The sequence below is a fragment of the Peribacillus phoenicis genome, assembly GCF_047238085.1.
GTDB lineage: Bacteria > Bacillota > Bacilli > Bacillales > DSM-1321 > Peribacillus.
Genome location: NZ_JBDFMF010000001.1, coordinates 1,903,427 through 1,929,512, shown reverse-complemented (window position 1 = coordinate 1,929,512; position 26,086 = coordinate 1,903,427). Strand labels below are relative to the sequence as shown.

Below are 26,086 nucleotides of genomic sequence, written 5' to 3'. Positions count from 1 at the left end.
CTTGTTCAACAAAACTGCCCGTTTAGATTTATGTGGTCTTCTGGTGCGTTGAAGAGGCGTGTTTGTGAGGTCATTGAAGGTTTGATGGCAGGCTTTACAGCTGTAACGCTGCTGTTTCACATCTCCAGCACATGTTTTGATAACGTATTTACCAAATCGCACAGTGGGCAGACAAGACTAGCTTTATGCTTTTGTACCTGGATTTCATCAATTGCACGAATAGGAGCCGACATCGGTTTCGTTCGAGACTGCAAGAAATATACAATTTGCTGTTTACCGCTTTCATTTAATGCATTGGCGAGCTTCTTTATTTCCTTTAACTCCACGCTATATCATCTCCGAACCATCATTATATCTTTTATTATGCCCATTAATCCCTTTGTTTGTCTAACCGATGGCTGAACAACCAAATACAAAATGCCCCTCCCGGTTGGGAAGAGCTTTTATAATCAATGCGGTATATTCAATTTACCATGACTTTTGCTTGCTGCCGGGGCGACGCCATTAACCACGAAACTTAAAAACGCTGCCAATTGTAATAGTAAACCAAGGCTGCGTCCCATCCTTATTGAAGAAAATCAACAAATTTAGACACCCCTATTTTATTAAAACGCTTGTTTTTCCTGACTAGCCATAAATTTCTTGCCATATCTATTCTGTATATATCCACTTCCTGCAAAAAGCCTTGCTCCAATTCTCTAGCCACTGTCAACCTTGGCAAAATGCTGATTCCAAGTCCAGCTTCAACCGCACTTTTTATCGCTTGTGTACTGCCAATCTCCATGTAGCTTTCTATTTTTTCTAAAACCCCATGCTCCCTTAACATGTTTTCTACGATAAGCCGTGTTCCGGAAATGGATTCACGCCAAATCATCCTTTCATTTCCCAATTCCTCTAGCTGAATTTCTTTTCTGTCTTTCCATGGGTGGTCGGATGCACATACCAATATCAATTCGTCTTCGGCGAACTTGTCTACAATGAAATCGGTGTTTTCCACAAGTCCTTCCACCAAGGCCAAATCAATGACATCGTTTGAAAGATCCTCCAGAACCCGGGGGGTATTTTTTATCGTCAATGTCACTTTTATTTCTGGCTGTTGTTTTTTGAATCTCCCAAGCAAGCTCGGCAACAAATACTCACCGATAGTCAAGGAAGCCCCTACTATGAGATTTGCATTGTACTTCCCCGTCGATTGCTGAATCACTTCTTTTGAATGGTTGAAGTCATTTACTATGGCTTTTGCAAAGGGGTATAACAGCTTTCCTGCTTCTGTAACTCTCAGCCTTCCTTCCTCACGGTCGAATAACAAAGTGTTATAATAATTTTCCAGTTGATGGATCTGCCGTGTTACAGCGGGCTGTGATAGGAAACTTAACCTCGCTGCCTGGCTTATACTTCCTTCATCCACCACTAAACAAAACATTTTCAGATTTTCCAATTTCAAGAAAACGACCTCCATGTTTTTAGATAGTTTATTAAAATGATAGCATCATTAGGTAAATGGTGAAATGAAAATAGTGTGATACATTCCAAGGCTATTAATTATTGGCGGCATTCTTTATAAAACGGATAAATCTTCTGGGTATAACGTTTTGTTATACCCGATGATTTTGTTGCAATTTACCCAGCCCTTTTTCTTTGATATGTTAATGATAAGAATTAAACAAAGCATGCAAAGGAAGTGACTGATGTCAATGAAAGGACAATGGAAAATTATATTCCAATTATTTTGGACCTTTTTTAAAATAGCACCTGTCACATTCGGAGGCGGGTTTGCGATGATCCCTTTAATCGAAAAAGAAGTGGTCGAAAAGAGAAAATGGATGAAAAGCGAAGAAGTTACGGATGTTTTTGCATTATCTCAGTCCGTACCAGGAGCTGTCGCCATCAACTCCGCCACCTTTATCGGCCATCGAATTGCCGGAATGAAGGGGGCAATGGCAGCCATGATCGGTGTTTCATTACCTACCTTTTTAATTGTTCTGCTCCTAGGCATTTTGTATTTTTTTATTCATGATAACCCGAAGATAGAATCCGCATTCGTATCGATCAGAGCTTCCATAGTAGCCATCATCGCCTATGCGGCTATCAAGATAGGAAAAACGGCTGTTGTAGACAAAACAACTTTCTGTATTTTAATAGCAGGAATTCCAGTCCTTTTCTTTCTGCACCCTGTGATGGTTATATTAGCAGGAGCTGTAGCTGGTATTGTGACCATCTCCATTAAGAGAAAATTAGGTTACGATGTTAAGATGGACAGAAATAAAGGAAATGAAGAAGATGTTTTCGAACCTTTCATGGGTGCTGGCATATAAGTATATCAAAAAAGGGTCTAACTAATTTTCAAGAAAGTGTGTGATAGAATGATGGAATTGTGGGAGTTGTTTAGCACCTTCTTTATTATCGGCTTTGTATCGTTTGGAGGCGGATACGCTATGATTCCCGTAATAGAATCGGAAGTCTCACAGCATGGATGGATGACGACGCAGCAATTTACTGATATCATCGCCATTTCCGGGATGTCCCCAGGACCTGTCACCGCCAATAGTGCCATTCTCGTTGGCTATTCTACTGCTGGATTTGCTGGAGCCATATCATCTGCTGTCGGAATCTTGCTTCCTGCCATTATATTCGTAACCGTTATAGCCACCTTCTTCAGCAAATTGAATCATTATCCAGTTATTCAATCCATGTTCTATGGACTAAGACCCATTGTCACTAGTTTAATCCTCTTTGCAGCGATCAGCTTTGCACTTTCCAATCATATGATAGCGCTGAACTTTTCATGGCATACGATAAGCTTATTACTCGTTTTTGGATTATCGTTATTTGCCTTAATGAAATTACGTTGGCACCCAGCCTATGTAATTATTCTTTCTGGTTTAGTTGGAGTCGTCCTCTATTCATGACAAATGTCGCACCACACAACCATTATCTATATGGACTGGAATTAAGCAGTTATTTTGGTTATGAAAATAATTGTTTACCAAAAGCTTAGTTCAGATGAATACGGCCTTGATTAGTTCCTGAACACTGAGAAACAATTATACTAACATAAGAGCCATAATGGCTTCTGAAAATTCATATTTTAGTATTTCACCCATACAGAAAACACCCTGTATCCAATGATTCAGGGTGTTTTCTCAGAATGTAGACAAACTCGATGAAAATCGAGTTTGTCTACATTTTTTTTTTGCATGTACAAATTTGGACGTTGATTTCCACTTCAGGCACTCGCTTTCCGCGGGCGGTCCGGGAGCCTCCTCGGCACTTGCGCCTGTGGGGTCTCCCTTGGACTCGCTATTCCCGCAGGAGTCTCGCCCCTTCCGTTCCAATCAACTATGTTTAAAATTTCAGATGGAACTCCTTTTGCCTATAGTCTTTTTTGTTTTAAAATTGAACTATTAAAACTTGAGGTGATGAGGATGCTTTCGAAACATAATTCTATTCAGCGAGACCAACTTGAAATGATTACTTTAGATCAACTGGTGCCGGCGAATCATTTGGTTCGTAAAATTGAGGCTGCCATTGACTTCACTTTCATTTATGATTTGGTGAAAGATATATATTCAGAGATAGGAAGCCCAAGTATTGATCTAGTTATTTTAGTTAAACTGACATTCATTCAATATACCTTCGGTATTCGTTCCATGCGTGAAACGATTGAGCGTGTATTCCCAGATGCAAAAGAAAAGCATGGTATGCGTTGGACTACTTTAAGGGGACTTAAAAAATTGTCGATGCAAGCTATGCTTACTTTCGCTGCCATTAATTTAAAGAAGATGGCTACGTGGACATGGTAAGGCCCTAAAATGGCTTAACATAGTGGCTCGAAAATCTCTTAACCTTTGGTCAAAATTTCAATGGAATTTTAAAAGGGATTCGGAATTTTTTAATTCCGAACCCCTTTTGTCTACAAACTGAGAAAACACCCTGTATCCAATGATTCAGGGTGTTTTCTTATTATTCTCTTTTTAAGAAGTATGTTTTTTCGTTTCATCATTTCCCGGCTGAAACCGTGGAAAACCAATCAGGATGGCAATGACGCCACAAAGTCCAATTAGTATTGGGTAATATGAATACTGCAAGATGCTTATTGGTGAAATCTTTGCTACCCCTGCTGCAACCAGCAGTTGTGCTCCATATGGTATCAACCCTTGGATACAACATGCAAATATGTCAAGCAAGCTCGCTGATTTACGCGGATCAATCCCATACTTTTCAGCGATATTTTTGGCAAGTGGCCCGGCAATGATAATCGAAATCGTGTTATTTGCCGTTGAAAGGTTTGTCAAACCAACAAGCCCGGCAATGCTGAATTCCGCCCCTTTTTTTGATTTGCTATTTCGGGTCACTAGGTGGAGTAGATAATCGATGCCACCATTATGTTTGATTACAGCTACCATACCTGCAATTAAAATGGCAAGGAAGGAGATTTCATACATTCCCGCCATTCCTTCTCCAACTTTTTGAATGACACCCAACGGTTGATAACTTCCATCAGCCAAGCCGATAATTCCGGCAAATACGATTCCGATGGAAAGGACCAAGAACACATTGACTCCTGCCAATGCAGTGATCAATACGCAAAGATATGGAAGAATCTTCACCCAATCATAAGACTGTTGGGAGATGTCGGCTTGTTCGCCCATCGTTAAAATTCCTAGGATGACACATGTGATGATGGCAGCAGGTAAAACGATGAAAAAATTCACTTTAAACTTATCCTTCATTTTCGTTCCTTGAGTTCGAACTGCAGCGATTGTCGTATCTGAAATGAAGGAAAGGTTATCCCCAAACATCGCACCACCAATAACGGCCGCCATTGATAGGGCAAGCGAAATATCAGTTTGCTCACTAATCCCAACCCCGATAGGTGCCAGTGCAACAATCGTTCCCATGCTTGTCCCCATTGATAAAGAAATAAAACAAGCGATGATGAAAATCCCTACCATTAATAGATTTTGCGGAAAAACAGCTAAGGCAAGATTCACTGTTGATTCAACTGCCCCCATGCCATTGGCAACTTCGGCAAAAGCCCCGGCCAAAAGGAAAATGATAACCATTAACATAATATTGGCGTCCCCGGCACCTTTACAGAAGATATCAACCTTTTCATTGAATGTCTCTTTCCGATTCATCGCCAATGCAGCTGCCGATGCAATGGAAATCGCTACAATCACCGGAAATGAATAAAAATCTTTAGTGATGATTCCGGACCCTATAAATAAAATTAAAAATACGACAAACGGGATCAATGCCCATGGATTCCCTTTATTGTTTGCACTCATGATGTACACCTCTTTTTATTTTTCCCGCGACATTTGTCACAGCTCTTATTCTATTAACAGTTTTCGCAAATAACTCCAATTTGAACCTACCTGATTATCCAGTCATGGAGCTATAGCAAAAAAACTGGCATAAAAAAGACCCCTTCTATTTAACAACAAGAAGAGGTCTTTTAATTTATAAAAAACACCCTTCTTATCTTTCAGGCGAAAATCAGCCTGCTGGATTTGGCACAGCACTCCATTTAAGTCCGCTGCCGAGACATCTTCGGGCCAGTCCCTCCGTCTCTCTTGATAAGAAGATTACATTATATAATTTATCAAAAATTACGATGCCTGCCAGAAAAGTACCACGCTGGAAACTTGCCTGAGTTCGTGACATCGAAAGTCGTTTTGAAAAGCAAATATAACAGTACAGCATTTTGTCTATTTTCGCAAGGGTTAATTTTAAATTATTTTACATGCACTCCTTACTGATTATAAAGAGATCTTGACATTGGCAGTTAATCAGTTTTTTTCATTTATCGGGACGGAATTCATATAAAAAAGAGGTCTAATGACCTCTCAGCAAATTTGTTGTATTAGGTTAGATGAATTATTTTTGGTCGAGTTCACTTCAGTCGATACCTCAAAGGCTTCCATCTGTTCCGAATCAAATGACTTTAAATACTGCTGCAGATATGCAGGATCATTATTGGTTGGATTCAACCAATCTTTTTCATCTTCCGGTTTAAGGATGACAGGCATACGATCATGAATGCTGGTCATTAGCTCATTAGGAACGGTTGTTATAACGGAGCACGAATAGATGCTGATGCCTTCAGGAGATTTCCAGGATTCCCAGATACCCGCCATTCCAAATGGAGCATGATTCTTCAGTTTTATTCGCATCGGTATTTTTCTTTCCGTTGTCTTCTTCCATTCATAAAAAGAGTCAGCGATTATCAAGCATCTCTTCTTCTTATACGCATTCCTGAAGCTTGCTTTCTCAGCAATGGTTTCCGCTCTGGCATTGATCATTTTGTAGCCCACTTTTTCGTCTTTTGCCCAGAAAGGAATGAGCCCCCACCGAAGATATCCAAGTCGATTCATTGCCCCGTCATTAATGACGGAGAGCACGGATTGGGAGGGAGCAATATTGTAGCTGAATTGGTATTCCTCATCAAACGATCCTTGAATATCAAACCGATCTTTTATTTCTTCAATGTCAGTGAAAAGGGTAAAACGTCCACACATACTATCGCCTACCGTATTAGAATTTATTACAGTGTAACAAATCGAACGGACAGGCACAAATCAGCGTTCTAAAATTTTGATGTCGGTAAATGGTTGATTAAATAATTCGCTGGAAATCAAAAGAGTTCCAAGGACTTCTCTTTCATCTTCTGCTTTAATGATTTCCGACAAGATCAAGGTACTGCCATTCCTGACCGTCACTTTATATTCATTCATAAAAAATCCCCCCTAGATGGTTGTTATTATAAACCAAAAACCCACAAGTATCAGTAGTGAACTTTGGAAGAGTCATTGTTAATCCTAAAACGGGGGATTCAAGCAATAGCCGGGGCAATTAACCACTAAAAAGACTGTCCATGAATGATTCACGGACAGCCTGGGTGCTTTCTAAGGTTTTTATGATAATTGATCATGGAGATAACATTGAGGAAAGCTGGAAGAACCAAATTGGAATTGCCCCTCTTCCATGTCCATTCATTATTTAAAATGCAGCAAAACTTCATTTATTAAATGTGCTGCCAATGTTACGGTTTTATTATTTTCGTCCAACGAAGGATTCACTTCCGAAATGTCAAAGGAGAGGATCTTTTCATTAGATACGATATGCCTAATAATCGCACGGACCAATTTTGGATTCAGTCCAAACGGCGATGGTGCACTTACCCCAGGTGCGTAGGCTGAATCAATAACGTCCGTACATAATGTAAGCATAATGTAGTCATTTTTATTAACGAATTCATTTATCCGCCGCTTTGTTTCATCCATTTCGTTCAATGACAAATCTTCTTCCAAAATGTAGTCGACATTACTTCTCTCAGCGGTTTCAAACAGTGCCTTCGTATTCCCCTGCTTCTGAATTCCGACACATAAATATCCACAACTTTGATCTTCGTCCAAAATCTGCTTAAACATCGTTCCTGATGAACTTTCTTTTTCATAAGGCCTCATATCAAAGTGCGCGTCAATATTAATGATCCCCAATCTAGCTTTTGGTCCAATGGATTTCCTAATCCCAAGATAATGGCCATACAGGGTTTCGTGCCCTCCCCCAAGTATGATAGGAATCGCTTTAGTCTCCAATATCCGGTCAACAGCCGATCCCAATTCGAACTGGGCGGCCTCCATTTCCGTACTTTCACATATTACATCGCCAGCATCCACCAGCTCGGTTTGGGACGGTAAATGACAGGGTAATTTCGCCAAGTACTGCCTAATATGATCAGGACCCTCTGCAGCACCAATCCTGCCTTTATTCCTTTTGACGCCTTCATCACATTTGAAGCCAATCAACCCAAAGGTCTTTGATGCATTGGAAGAGATGGCTAATTCCGGTATCGGAGCCAACCGTACTCTTTGGTGGTATCTGAAGCTGTCCATGTCAGATTGGGAATCAATTCTTCCATTCCAATATTTTGAAGTCGGATTAGTATACATAATTTCTCCTTTATTTAAAAAATTCCGAAATATCTTTTTTAAAAATTATAAATGAGATAATATATAATTACCAATACAAAAATTCAATATATCTATAGTTTAAAGCTATAGTAAGGAGAATAAATGGATCTTCGTCAACTTCGGTATTTCACTACTATCGTCCAGGAAAAGAATTTCTCAAAAGCGGCAAAAATGCTGCATATATCACAACCTTCCCTAAGTAATGCCATAATGAAATTAGAAAATGAAGTTAGTTTTCAGCTTTTGGAACGTAATACAAGGGTTCTTGAGCTTACGGAAGCAGGTGGGCTTTTTTATACGAGATCTGTTGATCTGTTAAGAAAATTCGATAATATGCAAGTGGAGCTTAAGGAAATGAAGGATGTTGGAAGCGGAACAGTATCTATAGGTTCCATAGAATCATTCAAATTTTGGTTCCCGAAGATAATCAGGAATTTTAAAATCAATTATCCTAATATTCATATCAAAGTAAGGGAAATATTAGGGGAAGAGAAAGTTTTCGATTCGTTAAATCGGTATAATGTTCATTTCACCATCACGAACCAGCCCATCAACAATGATGAAATTCTGTCCACTCCCCTTTATAATGAAAAATTCATGCTTTTGATCCATAAAGATGACGAGTTAAATGAAAAAGAGTCCATCACTTTCCAAGACATTGCAAAGAAAGAATTGATCATCAGTACAACTGGATTTCAAACAAGAGATGATATCTTAAGAGCATTTAAGGAAGAACATGCAATTCCGAATATCCTATACGAAATAGAAAGGCTTGAAACGGCTTGCAGTTTGGTGGAAGAAGGGCTTGGGGTTACAATTTTACCGGAAAGCTATATAAAATCCGCTGCAACACGCAATACTGCAATTCGTGCGATTGATTCGAATTTTTTGGAAAGGACTGTTTACCTGGCCTATTTGAAAGATCGATATCTGTCTCCTGCAGTATGTAAGTTAGTAGAGGAAATACATAGCTTTTTTAAGTGGGATGTTAGGAACGATGCCTAAATGCTGATTCTCTAATTTAATGGAAAAGACACCATGGCTCATTGTGATTCACTTTGTATAAAGAAAACACTTTAGACTTCCTGCCAATGAGCTAGGTTTCCCACTCATATTTGCAGGAGGTTCATGTGTTTTCACTATCCATCCATATTGTTTTTCCTCACTAATTAATAACGTTCTAACGCTCACACTTCCACGCCAAGTAAAATACTTGTTCAATAAAAATTCATTATAGCGCTTTTTAGGAAGTTCTTATTCCCTCTGCTTCACATCGCAAGTTATAAAAATACTGGATAATTTCCTTTTCATTTAGGATGGATTTTTTAAGTCCCTGTAACGTACGCATCCCAACTCTTCTATCTATCAGAGAAAGAATCTTTATAATCATATCATCTGATTTTAAGGAAATTTCTATTGGTAAATTAAAATATTCTTCAACCGCATTAAAAAAGTCATACTGTGCAAAAATCCCCTCTGCTTTAATCATTTCTTGTGCTTGTATCCCTATCTCATAGTTCTGATTTCCATTATAGACATCGTATTCAATACTTTTGGCATTTCTTATTTCATTTTCTTTTCTGAACATTTCTCTATCAGATGTTATCGTACACATATTTAGGATTTCCTTTTTATCAACAGTAATAAAAGCTCGTCCTAATCGGTCGTGAGCCTTTCGATAATTCGTAACAGTAAACTGAACTCTATTTTTTAGAGAGTCACAGATAAAACTCTCTAACTTTTTCTTTACTTTACTCCATTGTTGATTACGCAAGTTTTTATTCTCCTTTACAGTTTTCAATTTCCACCAAAGTATATTTCTTTCATTATCCTATTCTGCTTGTTAATGAACTGTAGAGGTATATGTTTAAAGAGTCAAAATCTACACAAGTTTAGCCATCTTTATTTTTGCGTTCGGTCACTTCTTGAAATGCTTGTTCACTTGCAGAAAATGATGTTGCAAGTAAATGGATAAAGAATTCTTTCAACCGATGTATTTTTGCTTAATTCAATTTTTGAATTTTTACTATCAATTCACTTAACGTCATTCTGAATCCCTCTAACAAACGTTATTTTCATTCGTTTGTTTCAATCACATATCAAAAGAGAAAGTGAACATAACCTAAATATAAAAAATATAATCCTCCGGCAAGACTCTTTTTAAGAACCTCTTCGTTCTTTCTTCTTTTGGATTCACAAAAATTTCTTTAGGCGATCCCTCTTCCACTATGACACCTGCATCCATAAAAATCACTCTGTTTGCAACATCCTTTGCAAAAGACATTTCATGCGTGACAACTAACATCGTAGTTCCTTCTTTGGCAATTTGCTTCATCACCGTCAGTACTTCACCGACCAATTCCGGGTCCAATGCCGAAGTTGGTTCGTCAAATAAAATTATGTCAGGGTTTAAAGCAACCGCTCTCGCAATGCCCACCCTTTGCTGCTGCCCGCCTGAGAGTTCACTAGGGTAAGCACCATATTTTTCTGACAAGCCTACTTTATCCAATGCTTTTTTACCAATCTCATATGCTTCTGCTTTCGCAATCTTCCTTCCAATAACCAGTCCTTCCGTCACATTTTCCAATGCCGTTTTATTAGTGAAAAGATTATAATTTTGAAAAACAAAGGCTATCTTCTGCCTTATTCCATGAATCACTTTTTTCGATGCCGTTTTAAGACTTACATCAATATCACCAAAAACGGCATGTCCTTGATCTGCTTTTTCAAGAAAGTTAATGCATCGAAGTAAAGTTGTCTTACCTGAACCACTTGGACCCAGAATTACCACCACATCCCCCTTGTCTATATTTAAATCCACACCTTTTAAAATCTCATTCTCACCGAATGATTTATGAATATTTTTAATCTCTAGCATTTCGGCCACACCTCCTCATTTCAGATACTCACGGCTTTAAACCTGCTTACTCGTTTTTCATACCTTTTAAACAAGTATTCCACCAAACTACATAAAATTAGGTAAACAAGAAAGATATCAATATATGCTTCAACATAATTGTAGCCAACATTGGCAGCTACCTTTGCTTTTAAAGTGATTTCCTGCAATGACAAAGCATAACCTAATGATGTCGCTTTAATCAGATTGACTGTTGCTGTACAGATATTCGGTAATGCCACTACCAATGTCTGTGGAATGATAATTCTTCTAAATGCTTGCACAGTTGTTAATCCGACAGCATAAGAAGCTTCAAGTTGCCCCTTGCTCACTGTGCTAATTGCCGAACGAAACACCTCTGTGAGAATAGCTGTCGTATTCAACGAGAAAACAATGAATGCGTACCATATCGGATTTACATCGTATACATTCATTTCGACAGCATACTTTTCAAATATAGAAGTCAGCATTAATGGCACACTGCTATATATAATGAAAATTTGGATAATGACGGGCGTTCCTCTGACAAATGAAACGTATATCTGTGCTAAGCGATTCAATACCGGGATTTGATTTATTCTTGATAAAGCAAGTAAAAACCCTAATGGCAAGGCAATAATCAAAGCAACAATTGTAATGAATAATGCGGTCGGCACCCCCGAAAACGCTACAAAAAAGGTTTCCACTAAAAACCTATAATCCAGACCTTCTGACATTCTGTCACCCCTCTATGCAGTTGTTATCACTTGTTTTCCTTTACTGAATGCCTTTTCCAATTTTAAGAACAGTTGTTCAATGGCAATCGACAATGTCCAGTAAATAACCGCCAATGCAAGATAAATTTCTAATGCATGTGTGTTATAGTTCCCGGCGATTATAAGCTCTGCCTTCCCCATGATATCTATCAAGCCGATTGTATATGCTAAAGACCCTTCTTTCATTAATTCAAGTAAGCTGTTACCGAAGTTTGGTAATGCGACTACGAAAGCCTGGGGTAAAATAATTCTCCGGTAAGCTTGCGTATTGCTTAATCCAACGCTTACTGCCGCTTCTAATTGCCCTCTATCAATAGATTCAAGCGATGTTCTGATCACTTCTGACATTGCAGCCGCAAATTGAAGCGAAAAGGTTATGACTACAAATACTGCTTTATCAATATCATTAAGATTTATGCCAAATTTCCCTGCAATTGCAGGTATACCATAATAAGTCAAAAAAAGCAGAACTATAGAGGGTGTACATCTCAATACCGTTGTATATCCATAGGCAATTTTCCTGGCGATTTTACTATTTCCAAGTTTCATGACCGCTAAGATGAAACCTATGATTGTCCCGAACAAGACCGATAGACCCGTAACGATTAATGTTACTTTTAGAAAGGGAACTAACACTGGTACCGACTCTACTATGTAAGCTAAATCAAAGTATTTTTCCATGTTTCACCTCCATCTGCTTTCATTGAAGATTCGAATTTTCAAATCCAATCATTCTATTGAAGGCCAGTACCTAGAAACTTGCCATCTCTTAAAATACCAGAGTTATCCAAGAAAACCCATATTAAGAAAATGACAAGTCATAACCTATTGATTGACATTTTAATGCTTGTTTTGCTAAGGGCTTCGTTATCTCTCTACAGTTCCCAAAACTTCGAATAAATCCCGGCCATAAAACTTTTTGCTTAACTCATTCGTCTTCTTTTCGTCTTTAATTTTTTTAATCGCTTCATCATAAGCATCTGCGAATTTTTGTTCTTTTTTGTTGAATAATGGCCAGGTTTTAATGACTGCAAATTCATTGTAAACTAGATCATCCACTAAATTATGATAGGGGCCATCGTCGGCCACTTGCTTCTTAAAAGCTCCCTCGATCGCTATTCCACCGTCGACACGGCCTTCATTTACCCATTGAATTACATCTACAGTGAATGCATCTCCGGCTTTCAATTTCACCTTGTTGTCCGGATTGGCCTGATTATACTCATCAACGATCGTGTATTGAGCGTTATTTGCTGCGATTGGTGCTAAGGAGAAGCCCTCTGAAGCAAAGTCCTTGAGATTTTTGATCTTTGAATTTTCTTTCTTTAAAACAAGGCCCGCACTGCTTAATCCAAGGAATTCTTTAGGAAAGATGAACTTCTCAGTCCTTTCCTCTGTCCAGAAAGCATTTTTAACCCCCACTTGATATTTACCTTGTTCAATGCCTACTAACAGGTCATCGCTTGATGTGCCAATATATTCGAATTCGTATGCCGGTAGTAATTCATCAACCAATTTCATAACTTCCACATCATATCCAGTTGGATTTCCCTTCTCATCCAGCCAAGACATAGGTTTTGACGCTTGGTCATATGCTACTTTTACCTTTCGGACACCTGAAGTGCTACCTGAATTTGCATCGGCTTCATTACTCGTTGATGTACCTGATCCGCACCCCGCTAATATGGTTACAAACGCTAAACCGATAGTTAAAACATGGCGAAATTTTTTATTTTTCATAGTGAATCCCCTTTCGTTTTACGATGTTTTTTTACTTGCATTTGTATTTCCTGAAATTCAAAGGAAATACATACATCACCTTCACCACTCAATACCAACTATTTAGGTAGGTTAAGTAAGTTATTTGGTTATAAACATAATAAATGGATACTTTTGTAAAGTCAATGTGTATATTTAAAATTTTCAAGCAACTGCACACACCTGTTTTATTAAAAGAATTGTAGTTATATGAAAATACAAGAGTCTTTCCAGAGGCATCGTTTATCTGCAAACCCTTAATTTCCTTGACAACTAAACACACCTTAATTATCATTTAAACCAATAAGATTAATAGGAATTGAAACAAAAACAGAAGGTAATAGAAGGAGGGAACCGTGTGATTAACCTATTCATTAAGACGGAGAGTCAAAAAGCGTGGCTGAAAAAATTATATGAAGTAGAATCAAAATTCAAAAATAATTCTGCTCAAATTGATGAATTGGCCTTTTTTCCGAAAGAACATATTCAAGATTTAATTCGTATGGGATATACAAGCTCAACTCTTCCCAAATCCTATGGTGGCGGAGGGTTAAAAGTTTATGACATGATTCTCCTTCAAGAAACATTGGCTAGTTTTGATTCAGCGACTGCGCTATCCATTGGTTGGAACCTTGGAGTGATAGGAGACCTTTTTGAACAGGAAAGTTGGACAAAAACGAACTTAGATTTTATTGCTGGGGAAGTTCTAAATGGCGCTTTAGTGAACCGTTCCGTTAGTGAAGCGCAAACTGGCAGTCCGACTCGCGGGGGACGCCCCGGTACAAACGCAGTCAAAAAGGGAGATTATTGGGTTATTTCCGGACGTAAAACCTATACAACCATGTCCCCTGTTTTAACTTATTTCCTAGTTTCAGCATGGATCGAGGAAAGGCAAAAGGTTGGATTTTTTCTCCTGCATAAAGATTTGGATGGGCTCTACATAGATGAAACATGGGACGTAATTTCAATGAGGGGGACAGGAAGTCATGATTTAGTCCTTAAAGATGTTGAAGTGGATGATTCAAAACTTGTTGAGTTACCTGAAATGCCAAGTGGAAACAGATTCAATGCTTGGATCCTTCATATTCCAGCCTGTTACCTTGGCATTGCGCAAGCTGCAAGGGATTACGCCATACACTTTGCCAATAACTATACTCCAAACAGTATAAATGCACCAATCAGCCAGCTGGCTAATGTCCAACAACTGTTAGGAGAAATTGATTTGGAATTAATGAAAGCCAGGCATTTCTTATATAGCGTTGCCGAGGCTTATGATGATGAATCACGAAGAATTCATTTCACAAATGAGCTGGGGGCTGCAAAACATATTGTTACAAACGCAGCCATTACAATTGTCGATAAAGCCATGCGAATAGTCGGTGCAAAAAGTCTTCAACGCAATAATCCACTACAAAGGCACTATAGGGATGTAAGAGCTGGTTTACACAATCCTCCGATGGACGATGTAACGATAAAGAATTTAGCAAAATTGGCAATTGAACAGACAAAATCCAATTTAAGCGGCCATCCACATTTGAAATGATCAGATTTGATAATAGAAACGCTATGAACTATAAATAACCCCTGAATTCTCTTTTCATAGAGAATCCAGGGGTTTTTCATTTTTTGAGTCATACAGAATTCGATTTTATTCTTGGAGCAGGCTTGGCTCCCTCAAGAAAGGAAATTAATTCGTGACACTGCCATCATCGTCTGGGTCTTCAATATCAGCCGGATCTTTTTCCAAAAGTGCAACTTTGTCTTTTTCGTTCCATTTTGCTTTATATCCTAATGATTTTGCGACTTTTAGCACCGGTAAGTAGGATTTTTTATCTGGTTTAAATATTTCTAAATCCACCGATTCAATTGCACCCAAACCTAGAAGCAATTTGTCTGATTGGATATATGGTTTTCCATCAATCAGTTTCATTTGTTTTGCAGTGTAAGGATAAACGGCTCCATTCACTTTTAAGGTAAACGGCCCCTTTTTTTCTTCTTTCATTTCTCTTGGCTGTTTCGATTTATAGGAAACCCCATCCACCCCGAGAACTGTTCCTTCTCTTGTATTGTCGGCACCCCCATACATTCTTCCCCTTTCATAATCATAAATAACAGCTTGCACATTCCCGATATGCTGCGGTTTTTCTTCATAAACATGCCCTTTTGCCATTAACTCTAACCTTGTATTTTGATCGATTCCCGGTTCCCATCTGACTGTCGGATAACCAGCAGAGTAAACACGCGGCGTAAGTATCGCATCTTGAATTGTCATTTGATGATCGATCACATTCATTATCGTTTCAGATACCGATGCTATAATCGTGGCTCCACCTGGTGACCCAATCGCCATGAAAGGGTTGCCATCTTTTAATATGAAGGTCGGTGACATACTGCTTCTTGGTCTTTTTCCTGGTTCCACCTGGTTAACGCCACCCGGTGTGGCATCAAAATCCGTCATTTCATTATTAAGCATGAATCCATAATCAGGTACCATGATACCTGAACCGAATACTTGCTCGATCGTAGTCGTATAAGAAACCATATTTCCCCACTTATCCATTACAGAAAAGTGAGTCGTTTGTCCGATCGGTGTTTTCTCTTCTTTTACCTTCTCCATTGAAACCGGTTCTTGGCCTTCGTACTTCCATGGATCGCCTTCTTTGACATCGGCTGTTGATTTATTTGGATTGATGAGTTTTCTTCTTTCTTTTATATATTCTTCATCTAATAGTCCTTTAGTGGGTACATCATAAAAATCTTCATCTGCCATATAGGCAGCTCGATCGGCAAAAGCCAGATGCATGGCTTCGGTTAGATGATGAAGATACTCAGGAGAGTTCTCCCCCATCTTTTGCACATCGTATCCTTCCAAAAGCTCAAGAATCTGTTGGACAGTCAAGCTGCCTGAACTTGGTGAAGCCGCCCCGACGACTTCAAATCCCCTATATTCCGATTTAATTGGTTCCCTCTCTTTCACCACATAGTTTTCCAAATCTTCAGTTGTCATCGTCCCATCACGTTTTTGAACTTCTTTGGTGAGGGCTTCCCCGATTTCACCTTTATAAAAAACATTTGAACCTTGTTTTTTTATTAACTTAAGAGTCTTTGCCAGATTAGGCTGAACGAGGGTGTCTCCCTCTTCCAATGGTTTTCCGTTAGGCACAAATACTTTTGCGGCTTCTTCGTTATTTTCTAATTTTTTTACATTTTCATCGATATATTGCGCTGTTATCCAATTGACCTTAACTCCTTTTTCAGCTTGTTTAATGGCCGGGTCCATAACTTGTGATAATTTCAATGTTCCATATTTCTCTAGGGCAGCTTCCATCCCCTTAAGGGTTCCAGGAACACCAACGGCTTTTCCGGTTGTGTGCCGTTTACTAAAAGGTACGGGTTTTCCCTTTTCATCTAAAAATAGTTCAGGCGTAACATTTTGCGGTGCCATTTCGCGGCTATCGATCATCGTTATTTTATTTTCTTTCTTATTATAAATCATGATAAAACCACCGCCGCCGATTCCAGACATCATCGGTTCAACTACATTTAACGATAATTGAATGGCTGCTGCTGCATCGACTGCGTTTCCACCTTGTTTTAATATCTTTATGCCCGCTTCCGCCGCTAAAGGGTGGGAAACTGATACGATTCCTTTTGTTGCTCCTTTTTTCATTGAAGTATCCACTCCAGGGACACTTGCAAAAGCTGGTGTGATCATGCAAAAGAAACTGAAAGTAACTAAAATAAAACTTTTTAAAAATTTCATGAATTAGTCTCCTTTCAAATTAAAACCAATTAGGGTTTTACCATAATGCAACTGAAAATACGAGCTGATGGCCCTAGTAGGAGTATTCTAGATGTTCTCGATAGAAAAGCAGTCTGCACATTCCGATTGGGCGTTGTGTTCTCAATGATGTTTCACTACAAAAAATCACCCCCCTGAATGGTTCAGCTCTATCATTTACTTTTAGGATCGATATTCTTAGACTCAATTTTTCTCTATGCTTTGGTTGTTTTCCAAGATTTTGGAGCTGTCGTGATTGTCACTCTTCCAAAGGTATTGTAAAGCCAGTAATACGATAAAAGCGGATACCCCAATGATGTCCGATATCGTTTCAGGATAGATTAATAGTAAACCAACGATTATCGCGAGGACTCTTTCTAACCAGTGCATCCCCCTCATCCAGTAACCTATAACACCCGCACCAATTGCAATCATGCCTGACATTGCTGTAAGCACGACCCAGGTAACCTCCATCCAAGTTGTATCGATCATCAGCATTTGTGGGGAAAGAACAAAAATATATGGAATGATAAATGCAGCGATAGCAAGTTTTGATGACTCAATTCCCGTTTTTATCGGTTCACCGCCTGCCACCCCTGCCGCTGCAAATGCCGCTAAAGCAACTGGAGGAGTAATATCTGCTATAATGCCAAAATAGAAAACGAATAAATGTGCAGATAAATCAGGAACACCAAGCAAAATGATCGCAGGTGCTGCAATCGTCGATGTGATGACATAATTGGCGGTCGTAGGTGAACCCATTCCTAATATAAGGGCCGCTACCATAGTTAGCATCAGTGTTGGGATCAAATATCCACCAGACAAATCGATCAAACCATTAGCCAGCTTCAGCCCTAATCCGGTTTTCGTAACGATTCCTACAATAATGCCTGCTGCTGCGGTTGCAGCTGCAACCGCAAGTGCCGTTCGGGCTCCATCGACCAATGCATAAATGATATCGATTAATTTCATGCGGACATCCTTGTTTATGAAACCTACAAGAACCGAGATAGCAATGGAATACAGTGCTGCATGTGTAACCGTGATATTCAGCATGAGCAATAAAATAATGGCAAGGATCGGTATTAGTAAATAAAATTTGCCGAACACTTCCTTTTTACTTGGCATCTCTTCTTTCGTTAACCCACGCAGCCCAAGTCGTTTCGCTTCAAAATGGGTCATGATCCAAATTCCTGAAAAGTAAAGGATAGCTGGAATCGCAGCCGCCTTTGCTATATCCCAATACGTTATCCCATTCCCAATGAACTCAACCATTAAGAATGCCGCTGCCCCCATTACCGGAGGCATCAATTGACCGCCTGTCGAAGCGGCTGCCTCCACTGCCCCAGCGAATTCCTTCTTATAACCCAGATTTTTCATCATCGGTATCGTGAATGCTCCCGAAGTGACAACATTAGCTACAGAACTTCCGCTAATCGTTCCTTGAAGAGCACTGGAAAAAATCGCAACCTTTGCAGGTCCCCCTATCCTTCTGCCGGCAATGGCTGTTGAAAGATCATTGAAGTATTGACCGACACCTGTTCGGACTAGAAAGGATCCAAACAGTAAAAATAGGAAGATGAATGTCGACGACACCGCTAACGGAGTGCCTAAAATGCCCTCTGTCGAGAAGAACATCGTTTGTACCATCCGTTCTAGAGTCAAACCCCGATGAGCGAGGAATCCTGGCATATACTGTCCAAAAATTCCATAGAAAATGAATATCAAAGCAATGACCATAATGGGAAGCCCCACTGCACGCCTGGTTGCCTCCAAAACCAGGAGAATGGCCAATAAACCAACGGCAAAATCCAATGCGCCCAAACGTCCTACATTCATGACGATATCTTCGAAAAATAAGGGCCAATATGCACCTACCCCGATACTAAGGATCGCTAATATGATATCGTACCAGGCAATTTGAAACTTTCCTTTTTCACGCTTCTTCCGGTTTGCGGGAAATAGTAAAAATACTAAGGAGAGTGCAAACCCTAAATGTATCGTCCTTTGGATTTGTGCTGTAAAAACACCAAAAATGGCAGTATATAATTGGAATAGCGAAAAAGCCAGGAGTCCAAAAAACGCAATGTGGCCCAAGACACCAGTTAATTTCCTAGTCCCGGCTTCTGGATCATATTTTTCCAATAACTCCTGCTGTTCCGCTTCGGTTAAATATTTGATTTTTTCATTATCAGACACTAATCTTCACTCCCTTCAACTGTTCCCACAATGAAATTCTTTCCGATGAAATCCTGACCCATGTCCCTGGTTTAATGAAGTCTGCCAATGTGTATGTTTTTTCATCATATATTAAACGATGGTTAGCTTTAACTTGTCCTACCCTTAAATCGATATGGGTGAAATTGCGTTTCATATTTTTTATGAAATAGGTACCGTCTTTTTCTTCAAATACTTCCTCCCCCTCCGCATTAGAAGGCATACCGACTGCAAAATCATGATAAGAAAGTTCAGTTTGTTCGATTTGCTTATCCGATAAACGATATGATTCCAAAACATCCGTGAGGTGGATGGAGTGTGTATACTCAATCTTGAATTCTTTTTCTTTTTTCAAAGGAAAGTATGCGATTAATTCCCCTTGATCCTCAAAGGAAAAGGCAATTACATGCTTATAAGGAAAAAAGAATAAAAAAGCGATGAGCAGAGGTATACCAAATGCCATGAATCTCTTGAATTTCATAGGTACCCCTTTCAAAACCATATATCCAATTTAGAAAAAAACGAAGTCGATAGGCCACATAAAGCGAGCTACCGACCCAATTGCATTACTTGGAAACACCTTTTTCATTAAAGTATTTTGCTGCTCCAGGATGCACTTCCATTTCCCCTAATCCTTCTAGGGCAGTTTCTGCTGTAAGGAACTTGCCTTTTGCATGTGTGATTTGATCTGTGTTGTCATAAACAGCTTTAGTCATTTCATAAACTAAATCTTCATCAAGATCCTTTGTAACCACTAACATCGCTTTAACTGCAACTGTTTTTACCTCGGATTTGATTTTGTACGTTCCACTTGGAATTGTATCTTCAGCATAGTATGGATACTTTTTAACCAATGCTTGAATTTTGTCCTCTGCAATAGGCAGGACCATGATATCATTTTGTACGGATAGCGCCTCAACTGCACCTGTTGGTGTTCCGGCAGTAATGAAAGCTGCTTCAATATTTCCTGCTTGAATTCCTTCGGCCGACTCATCGAAGGACAGATTTTGTCCTTTAATATCTTTCTCAGACAAACCATGAATCTCTAGGATTTGCATGGCATTGATATATGCACCAGAACCCGGTGCACCTACTGATACCTTTTTACCCTTTAAATCCTCGATTGATTTAATTCCGCTTTTTGCAGTCGTTACAATTTGAACAGTTTCAGGATATAGAGAGCTGATCGCCATTATATTGTCAATGGGTTTCCCGTCGAACATTTCCGTTCCTTCAAGTGCATATGCGGCGATATCCGTTTGCGAAAAAGCGATTTCAGCCTCTCCAGCCCTTAACGTTTCCATGTTTTCGGCGGAGGCGCCAGATGTCTGAGGTGTTATGTTCGCTTTTGTTTTATCGGAAATGATTTTTCCAATTTGCCCTCCGAGCGGATAGTATGTACCTCCCGTACCACCAGTCAACAAACTCAAATTTTGGTTTCCGCTGCCCGAGACACCTGTTTTACTGTCTCCGCAGGCAGTGATAATACCGGATACCGTCAAAATCATGACCAATAAAAAGCACTTATGAAATTTTTTCATAAAACTCCCCCTCATGTGTTTTCATCATCTGCAAAAGATGATAATGTTATTATTCTACCGACCACCTTACTTTCCCTTTTTTTACAAAATTAGACACACCATCCAAAAGCACTAGTATTACATTAAATAGTTTTATAGAAATCCAATCACCAAGCTTAAATGTGTAAAAACACCTATTAAAAACAAGGAAAATTCGCTATCCAATAGTAATATTTTACCTTTTATTACCTATTCTTCCTTTCTTTAAGGATAATATTGACTCTTCCATTTTAGAAATATATTATTGTTATAAACTTATAAGTAGATGTTATAAAACGATCTTCCTAGCCTTTAATCGTTATATCCAGCTTTGTTTGAGAGGGAATCAACTGTCCAACCCTTTCTTTTCCAGCCATTTTAGCTCTGTATTTTCAAATCCAACTGAAGTGGGTGATTGTTTGAATTTCCTATCCCTCCGCTATTTCATAGAGGTTTCTAACCATCTTAGTTTCAGTGAGGCTTCCAAAACCCTGCATATATCCCAGCCCGGACTTAGCCAACAGATTTTATCCCTCGAAAAACAATTAGGCTTTAAACTTTTGAATCGAACCACAAGAAAAATTACATTGACGGAAGAAGGAGAGTACATCTATAAAAAACTTGCTCCTTCCTTTGAAGATATTGAGAAAACAGTAAATTACATAGTTGAAAATAAAGCCATCCCCAAGCCTAAATTGAAGATTGCTACCGTCCCCTCTGCAGCTAGTATATATATCCCGAAGTTATTGAAAAAGATAGTGGGGGAATACCCGGATACAGAATTTTACGTGCATGAAACAACATCCTCAAGAGCTGTAAAACTCGTAAACCAACAAAATTATCATATCGGTTTCATCAGAACGCCCATTCACAGTAACATCATCGCCAATGAAGGATTAAGCATGATTGAATTCATGAGGTTCCCTTTACAATTAGTCGTCTCCATTGATCATCCACTGGCCCAAAAGGATGCGATACATTTATACGAAGCAAAAGACGAACCTTTTATCCATTATGATGCCGTTCAAGCACACTCCCTTCAATTCCTTTTGGAAAAAGCTTGCATGACTGCTGGATTTTCACCAAAAGAATTATGTAAAGGCTCTGAATTACTGACGATCGCCAATCTTATATCCAATAACCTCGGCGTAGCCCTCATGCCGGAAGATATGGTGAGTTTGTTGGGAAAAAGCCAAGTTAAAGCCTTGAACATCGATAACTCGGAATTATTCAGTTCCATATCGGCAGTTTGGAAAAGCACGGATGCATCCATTCTGACCAAGCATATTTTGAAAACGTTAGAGAATGATCATTCTCATGATAAATGAGATTCTAGACTGGAAAAGGCTGCAAAACGACAAATGTTTTTGGAGTTCCTGGAATTTGTCTTCGAAGAATTAAGTGGAGTATCACAATACGGGTATTGGTTAAAACAATCTAAAAAGTCGAATTCCTTGCTGAGAAGGAATTCGACTTTTTATTTTACTGTCATATTAGCCTGTTCCCTTTGTTAGGCAACAAAACCTGGAAAGCCTCTATTTACTTTTCATTTCCATTAAATTCAGGACAATCGCCCACCCCCATCCATCTTTAAGGGTCTCGCCTATGTACTAATTCATTTCTTCAGAAGAGCCTTGTAGCTAGATAGAGGTTAGCCAAATAAGGAAGTACTATGCAACGGCTGAACTTTCGCCATCGGATCAATATAGGCTTTGGCATTATTGACTGCCGTAGGACCTTCACCAAATCCGGATGCAATTAATTTAACCTTTCCATCATACGTACAAATATCCCCGGCTGCATAAATGCCTGGAATATTCGTTTCTTGTTTGGAATTAACGACAATTGCATTTTTGTTGATGTTTAGTCCCCATTCTTTAATCGCACCAAGAGAAGAGACAAATCCGTAATTAATAATTAAATCATCTATATCAATCACTTCTTTTTGTTGCGTCTTAGTGTGTTCTAAAACAATTTGCGTAATTCTTTCTGCTCCTACCAATTCGGAGGGAATATAAGGTGTTTTGACCTCAACAGAAGAATTCACTAATTTTTCCACACTATGTTCATGGGCACGGAATTTATCTCTTCTGTGTATCAATGTTACCTTTTCAGCAATCGGCTCTAACATAAGGGCCCAATCAACAGCAGAATCCCCACCGCCAAGAATCGCCACTTTTCTTCCTTTAAAGCGGTTCATATCATTCACGAAATAATGCAAATTCTTATTTTCGAACTGTGTTGAATCTTCCAATTCCAGTTTACGGGGATGAAAGGCTCCATTTCCAGCAGTAATGATTACTGATTTAGAAAAATGAGTATCGAGGTTTGTAGTGATTTTAAATGTTCCGTCTGCTTGCTTTTCCATCTGTTCAACTGCTTCTTCAAGACAAATTGTTGGTTCAAATACTTTCATTTGTTCTTTTAAATTATCTATCAATTCCTGGGCCCTTACTTTTGGAAAACCAGCTATATCATAAATGAATTTTTCGGGATAAAGAGCTGATAGCTGTCCTCCCAATTGAGGAAGGCTTTCAAGGACTTTCACCTTTGCTTGCCTCATTCCTCCATAAAACGCCGTAAACAAACCAACTGGGCCGCCGCCAATAATTGTTATGTCATAGACCGTTTTTTCTTCTGTCAATGTAATCACTCCTTTTCTTCCAGGATGGTTGCTCATACTGAATATGATTTATTGGTGGTAAGGGATGTACTAGCCTACAAGTAATTCTTCCTTTTTCCAATTCCATAAATGATGGATAAGAGCAATTGAATATCTACCCTTTCAAAGACAATCTGGATATGTCACCAGTTTAAAAATCTATAAAGCTATTATCTGTCACAAACGCACCTAGAATTATTATTCAAATTTATTAGGGTTACCATCAAAGGATAATTGAGCCACTTTTATAGAATCGGTTGGACATCCTTCTGAAGCATCTATCATATCGTCCTCAAGTTCATCAGGTATAATCGCTGCCCCAACATTATTATCCAATATAACGAACGCAATACCTTCTTCATCGTAATCATAAATATCCGGAGCTGAAGCACCACAAGCTCCGCAAGCAATACAAGTTTCTTTATCCACGATTGTATAATTAGCCATTATCTCTATCCATTCCTCTCTCTAATCTAGGCCCTGGTTTTTTACTAAGGTATTTGCAGAAGCCTTTTCCTACTCAATATCGTTCAAAAATTCCAAAATGCTCGAATTAAACTTTTCAGGATTTTCCTGATAACACAGATGCCCGCCTTCTGGAATTATCACGAGCCGGGAGTTCATTAACTCTTCATGAATTGCTTCCGACTCCTTTATAGGAGTTACAGTATCCAACTCTCCACAAATTACAAGAACAGGGACATTTATATAAGATAACAAACTCATTTGATTCAGATGATAAAGTGAATTTGCTACCGAACGATATCCTGCCGGTCTTATCTGTGTCATAATCTCTTTTACTCGCTTATAGACTTTTTCTGAAGCATGGGGAGATAGCAATGCTTGTATCCTCTTTTCCGCGATCTCCTCAGTAGAAAGGTTTTCAATTGAAAATAATCGATTTTTCAATTTCGTCTCGTTCTCCTCTGGGGTTAGAGCAGCAGCCCCTCTTGTCGAATCGGCCAATATAAGTTTATTAATCTTATCAGGGTACAGGCTACAGAACTCTATCGCGATTGCCGCTCCCATTGAATGGCCAAGCAGATGGATTTTTTCCAACTTTAGCTGATCTAGCATGCTGTTCAGAATACGTGCAAACTCTTTGAAATACTTAAATTCTTCTGCTGGATCTGAACTTTTCCCATAACCCGGTGCATCCCATGCAATTACTGTATAATGCTCCTTTAATTCCTGGATTTGCTCCTTCCATGACTGTGAATTATTACTCATGCCGTGTAATAATACTAAAGGTTCTCCATGACCTTCTATTTCATAATGAATGCTTAAATCTTCTACTTTTACGTATGGCATAATATCAATCCCCTTTTAAGGTGAATCTCTGACTCTTAAAACACCTGTACTTGAAATATCTTTCTAAAAAGCGAATGATAAACTATTTTTATATTTCGCTTGGAACTAGCTTTCTTTTCTATTATGAAAGTGCATCCTATCCTGAAGTTAAGCAGGAAATCCCACTTCCGTTCCCTTCTAATTTAGCTAAAACAGTATTAAAGAACTGTGCCAGCTTAGCCAAGTCCTCGCACTGACAATCCGCCATCGCTGGAAATGACCTCACCGGTGATTGCGCGTGATTCGTCGGAAGCTAACAGTACATACGCCGCAACGTGATCTTCCGGCATCTGGGCAAGTTGAAGGATATTCCGTTTTTTAATGCTGCTTGCTTTCGTATCATTATCGACGATTTTCACAAATGGATGCAGCGGCGGGATCACAGTAAGTGCTGTCAATGTCCCCCCTGGGGCTACCGCATTTACCCGGATGGAAGGAGATAGTTCGAACGCAAGCTGGCGCATCAATCCAATTTGGGCGTGTTTGCTCGCTGTATACCAAACACCGCCGCCATCTGGATAAAAACTTGCACCGGAGACGGTAAAAATAATATTGCCATTTGTTTTTTTCAGTTCTTCAAGAGCAGCTTTCGCCCCAAAAAAAGAGCCTTTTACGTTAATATTGAGAAGGAAATCATACGCTTCGGAAAGCGCCTCAGGAGTCACATCGGCAAATTTGGCAAACCCATCGAACACGCCGGCATTCGCCACGAAAACATCCAACTTTCCGAATTGCTCAACAGTAGCTTGGACCGCTTGCTCATTGTCTTCGTATTTGCTTACATCTCCCTGATAAGTAAGGATATTTTCACCAAATTCTTCCTTCATTTTCGCTAACTTGTCTTTAGAGCGGCCGATAATGCTCACTTTTGCTCCTTCTTGTATAAAACGGCGAGTGACAGCCTCTCCAATTCCAGAAGCTCCCCCTGTAATCCATACGACTTTATCTTTTAAGGCCATGCCCATTGTCTCCACCCCTTCTATTATCTTTCAAACGTGATGAACGGTTATACAAAGATCGCGAGCACATATTTTTTCATAACGACCACATAGTGTTTTATACACAAAACAATGTTTTTTATATAAATAATTCTAAAATGTAATCGCTTTATTGTCAATGTAAAAAAACT

At 39.1% G+C, this 26,086-nt stretch carries 24 protein-coding genes, 2 pseudogenes and 1 riboswitch; of the genes and pseudogenes, 6 read left to right on the top strand and 20 right to left on the bottom strand.

Annotated elements, in window-relative coordinates:
* Nucleotides 1-30: 30 nt before the first annotated feature.
* Both ABC374_RS09305 and ABC374_RS09300 read right to left on the bottom strand, forming a co-directional pair.
* A pseudogene (locus ABC374_RS09305) lies at nucleotides 31-326 on the bottom strand (IS1595 family transposase); the annotation flags it as partial.
* Nucleotides 327-565: 239 nt separating this feature from the next.
* Nucleotides 566-1,444, bottom strand: coding sequence for a LysR family transcriptional regulator (locus tag ABC374_RS09300; RefSeq protein ID WP_413017235.1), 879 nt, complete (start codon nucleotides 1,442-1,444; stop codon nucleotides 566-568).
* 244 nt (nucleotides 1,445-1,688) lie between these two features.
* On the opposite strand from ABC374_RS09300, the gene ABC374_RS09295 reads away from it, so the two are divergent.
* The 3 genes from ABC374_RS09295 to ABC374_RS09285 all read left to right on the top strand — a co-directional run bounded on the left by ABC374_RS09295 (nucleotide 1,689) and on the right by ABC374_RS09285 (nucleotide 3,803).
* Nucleotides 1,689-2,315, top strand: a complete 627-nt coding sequence (locus ABC374_RS09295; RefSeq protein ID WP_413017233.1) for a chromate transporter — start codon at nucleotides 1,689-1,691, stop codon at nucleotides 2,313-2,315.
* A gap of 48 nt (nucleotides 2,316-2,363) precedes the next feature.
* A complete protein-coding gene (locus ABC374_RS09290; protein WP_413017231.1) occupies nucleotides 2,364-2,909 on the top strand; it encodes a chromate transporter in 546 nt (181 codons plus the stop codon).
* Between the two features lie 432 nt (nucleotides 2,910-3,341).
* A complete protein-coding gene (locus ABC374_RS09285) occupies nucleotides 3,342-3,803 on the top strand; it encodes a transposase (RefSeq protein WP_459564385.1) in 462 nt (153 codons plus the stop codon).
* A 171-nt stretch (nucleotides 3,804-3,974) separates the two neighbouring features.
* On the opposite strand, the gene ABC374_RS09280 is transcribed toward ABC374_RS09285, so the two are convergent.
* The 4 genes from ABC374_RS09280 to hutG form a co-directional block, all read right to left on the bottom strand.
* A complete protein-coding gene (locus ABC374_RS09280; RefSeq protein ID WP_350302399.1) occupies nucleotides 3,975-5,291 on the bottom strand; it encodes a Na+/H+ antiporter NhaC family protein in 1,317 nt (438 codons plus the stop codon).
* Between the two features lie 190 nt (nucleotides 5,292-5,481).
* Nucleotides 5,482-5,589: riboswitch (SAM riboswitch) on the bottom strand.
* 263 nt (nucleotides 5,590-5,852) lie between these two features.
* Nucleotides 5,853-6,524, bottom strand: a complete 672-nt coding sequence (locus tag ABC374_RS09275; RefSeq protein WP_413017227.1) for an SOS response-associated peptidase — start codon at nucleotides 6,522-6,524, stop codon at nucleotides 5,853-5,855.
* A gap of 60 nt (nucleotides 6,525-6,584) precedes the next feature.
* On the bottom strand, nucleotides 6,585-6,740 hold the full coding sequence (locus ABC374_RS09270; RefSeq protein WP_350302397.1) for a hypothetical protein: 156 nt from the start codon (nucleotides 6,738-6,740) through the stop codon (nucleotides 6,585-6,587).
* A 261-nt stretch (nucleotides 6,741-7,001) separates the two neighbouring features.
* On the bottom strand, nucleotides 7,002-7,958 hold the full coding sequence (gene hutG, locus ABC374_RS09265; protein ID WP_413017224.1) for a formimidoylglutamase: 957 nt from the start codon (nucleotides 7,956-7,958) through the stop codon (nucleotides 7,002-7,004).
* Nucleotides 7,959-8,081: 123 nt separating this feature from the next.
* Between hutG and ABC374_RS09260 the strand changes: the two genes are divergently transcribed.
* On the top strand, nucleotides 8,082-8,984 hold the full coding sequence (locus ABC374_RS09260) for a LysR family transcriptional regulator (protein ID WP_413017222.1): 903 nt from the start codon (nucleotides 8,082-8,084) through the stop codon (nucleotides 8,982-8,984).
* A gap of 238 nt (nucleotides 8,985-9,222) precedes the next feature.
* Here ABC374_RS09260 and ABC374_RS09255 read toward each other — a convergent pair whose 3' ends face one another.
* From ABC374_RS09255 to ABC374_RS09230, 6 genes and pseudogenes are all read right to left on the bottom strand, one after another.
* Nucleotides 9,223-9,753 carry an SF0329 family protein gene (locus tag ABC374_RS09255; protein WP_413017220.1) on the bottom strand — a complete coding sequence of 177 codons (531 nt, stop codon included), beginning with the start codon at nucleotides 9,751-9,753 and terminating at the stop codon, nucleotides 9,223-9,225.
* 55 nt (nucleotides 9,754-9,808) lie between these two features.
* Nucleotides 9,809-9,976, bottom strand: a pseudogene (locus tag ABC374_RS09250) (IS1595 family transposase); the annotation flags it as partial.
* 125 nt (nucleotides 9,977-10,101) lie between these two features.
* Nucleotides 10,102-10,857, bottom strand: coding sequence for an amino acid ABC transporter ATP-binding protein (locus ABC374_RS09245; RefSeq protein ID WP_101221855.1), 756 nt, complete (start codon nucleotides 10,855-10,857; stop codon nucleotides 10,102-10,104).
* Nucleotides 10,858-10,877: 20 nt separating this feature from the next.
* Nucleotides 10,878-11,591, bottom strand: coding sequence for an amino acid ABC transporter permease (locus ABC374_RS09240; protein ID WP_413017218.1), 714 nt, complete (start codon nucleotides 11,589-11,591; stop codon nucleotides 10,878-10,880).
* 12 nt (nucleotides 11,592-11,603) lie between these two features.
* Nucleotides 11,604-12,311, bottom strand: a complete 708-nt coding sequence (locus tag ABC374_RS09235) for an amino acid ABC transporter permease (RefSeq protein ID WP_413017216.1) — start codon at nucleotides 12,309-12,311, stop codon at nucleotides 11,604-11,606.
* 186 nt (nucleotides 12,312-12,497) lie between these two features.
* Entirely contained in the window at nucleotides 12,498-13,370 is an 873-nt protein-coding gene (locus ABC374_RS09230) for a transporter substrate-binding domain-containing protein (protein ID WP_230176422.1), read from the bottom strand.
* Between the two features lie 376 nt (nucleotides 13,371-13,746).
* Here ABC374_RS09230 and ABC374_RS09225 point away from each other — a divergent pair, with 376 nt between their 5' ends.
* Nucleotides 13,747-14,931 carry an acyl-CoA dehydrogenase family protein gene (locus ABC374_RS09225; protein WP_413017213.1) on the top strand — a complete coding sequence of 395 codons (1,185 nt, stop codon included), beginning with the start codon at nucleotides 13,747-13,749 and terminating at the stop codon, nucleotides 14,929-14,931.
* Between the two features lie 144 nt (nucleotides 14,932-15,075).
* Here ABC374_RS09225 and ggt read toward each other — a convergent pair whose 3' ends face one another.
* From ggt to ABC374_RS09205, 4 genes are all read right to left on the bottom strand, one after another.
* Nucleotides 15,076-17,151, bottom strand: coding sequence for a gamma-glutamyltransferase (gene ggt, locus ABC374_RS09220; protein ID WP_413017211.1), 2,076 nt, complete (start codon nucleotides 17,149-17,151; stop codon nucleotides 15,076-15,078).
* A gap of 222 nt (nucleotides 17,152-17,373) precedes the next feature.
* Nucleotides 17,374-19,368, bottom strand: a complete 1,995-nt coding sequence (locus ABC374_RS09215; protein WP_413017209.1) for a TRAP transporter permease — start codon at nucleotides 19,366-19,368, stop codon at nucleotides 17,374-17,376.
* Complete coding sequence (locus ABC374_RS09210) at nucleotides 19,361-19,867, bottom strand: DUF1850 domain-containing protein (RefSeq protein ID WP_350302389.1); 507 nt, start codon at nucleotides 19,865-19,867, stop codon at nucleotides 19,361-19,363. The genes ABC374_RS09215 and ABC374_RS09210 overlap by 8 nt, the downstream gene beginning before the upstream one ends.
* Nucleotides 19,868-19,952: 85 nt before the next feature.
* Nucleotides 19,953-20,927, bottom strand: coding sequence for a TAXI family TRAP transporter solute-binding subunit (locus ABC374_RS09205; RefSeq protein WP_413017207.1), 975 nt, complete (start codon nucleotides 20,925-20,927; stop codon nucleotides 19,953-19,955).
* 437 nt (nucleotides 20,928-21,364) lie between these two features.
* Between ABC374_RS09205 and ABC374_RS09200 the strand changes: the two genes are divergently transcribed.
* Nucleotides 21,365-22,273: a LysR family transcriptional regulator gene (locus ABC374_RS09200; RefSeq protein WP_413017205.1), complete on the top strand. Its 909-nt coding sequence runs from the start codon at nucleotides 21,365-21,367 to the stop codon at nucleotides 22,271-22,273.
* A 323-nt stretch (nucleotides 22,274-22,596) separates the two neighbouring features.
* Here ABC374_RS09200 and ABC374_RS09195 read toward each other — a convergent pair whose 3' ends face one another.
* From ABC374_RS09195 to ABC374_RS09180, 4 genes are all read right to left on the bottom strand, one after another.
* Entirely contained in the window at nucleotides 22,597-23,589 is a 993-nt protein-coding gene (locus ABC374_RS09195; RefSeq protein ID WP_413017203.1) for an NAD(P)/FAD-dependent oxidoreductase, read from the bottom strand.
* A gap of 216 nt (nucleotides 23,590-23,805) precedes the next feature.
* On the bottom strand, nucleotides 23,806-24,054 hold the full coding sequence (locus ABC374_RS09190; RefSeq protein WP_350302385.1) for a ferredoxin: 249 nt from the start codon (nucleotides 24,052-24,054) through the stop codon (nucleotides 23,806-23,808).
* Nucleotides 24,055-24,123: 69 nt separating this feature from the next.
* Nucleotides 24,124-24,918 carry an alpha/beta fold hydrolase gene (locus ABC374_RS09185; protein ID WP_413017201.1) on the bottom strand — a complete coding sequence of 265 codons (795 nt, stop codon included), beginning with the start codon at nucleotides 24,916-24,918 and terminating at the stop codon, nucleotides 24,124-24,126.
* A gap of 215 nt (nucleotides 24,919-25,133) precedes the next feature.
* A complete protein-coding gene (locus ABC374_RS09180; RefSeq protein ID WP_413017199.1) occupies nucleotides 25,134-25,922 on the bottom strand; it encodes an SDR family NAD(P)-dependent oxidoreductase in 789 nt (262 codons plus the stop codon).
* Between the last annotated feature and the right edge of the window lie 164 nt (nucleotides 25,923-26,086).